This is a genomic window from Agromyces binzhouensis, assembly GCF_004135055.1.
GTDB lineage: Bacteria > Actinomycetota > Actinomycetes > Actinomycetales > Microbacteriaceae > Agromyces > Agromyces binzhouensis.
The window spans coordinates 1-974 of sequence record NZ_SDPL01000689.1; the positions used below are offsets into that span (position 1 = coordinate 1).

The 974-nt window shown below is 75.2% G+C and carries 1 protein-coding gene; it reads left to right on the forward strand.

The annotated features are described in order from the left end of the window. The coding region (locus ESO86_RS17670; protein WP_479722796.1) for a translation factor GTPase family protein at positions 1-860 on the forward strand (860 nt) is incomplete at its 5' end. Positions 861-974 lie beyond the last annotated feature (114 nt).

Genomic DNA, 974 nt, shown 5'->3' on the forward strand with positions numbered 1-974 from the left:
CGGCGGCGACGCCGCCCCGCCCGCCCGTCTACGCCGTCGCGCTGGAGCCGGCCTCGCAGTCGGATGACGAGAAGCTGCCGGTCGCGCTCGCACGGCTCACCGCGGAGGATCCGACGCTCGTGGTCGACCGGGCGGGCGAGCACACGGTGCTGCGCGGGCTCGGCGACACGCATGTCGCGGTCGCCGTCGAACGCCTCGCGCGCGTGTTCGGCGTGCACGTCGAGACGGCGCCGGCGCCGGTGGCGTTCCGGGAGACGATCGCGGGGTCGGCCTCGGTCGAGGGGAAGCTCAAGAAGCAGTCGGGCGGGCACGGCCAGTTCGCGGTCGTGCAGCTGAACGTCTCGCCGCTTCCGCCCGGCGAGGGGTTCGAGTTCGTCGACTCCGTCACGGGCGGTGCGGTGCCGCGGCAGTACATCAGCGCGGTGGAGAAGGGCGCCCGCGACGCGCTCGCCTCGGGCGGTCCGCAGGGGCACCCGGTCGTCGACGTCAGGGTCGAGCTCACGGACGGCAAGTCGCACTCGGTCGACTCGTCGGACATGGCGTTCCGCACGGCCGCGTCGATCGGAGTGAAGGCGGCGCTCGCCGAGGCCGGGACGGTGCTGCTCGAGCCGGTCTCGAGCGTGACGGTGACGGTGCCGAACGACCTGCAGGGCGCCGTGCTCACCGACCTCTCCGGCCGTCGCGGCCGGGTGAGTGCCACCGAGGCGGCGAGCGACGGCCGTGCGCGGGTCGTCGCGCACGTTCCCGAGGCCGAGCTCACGCGGTACGTGCTCGACCTGCGCTCGATCACCGCGGGCCAGGCCGAGCTCACCATCACGCCCGACCACTACGCGAAGGCGCCGAGCGCGGCGCGGGCCTGAACCCGCCGGGGCCTGAACCCGCCGGGGCCTGAACCCGCCGGGGCCTGAACCCGTCGGGCTAGTACCCGCCCGCCGCCAGGTGCTGCCCCGCGACGGCCAGCGCATCCGCGACCG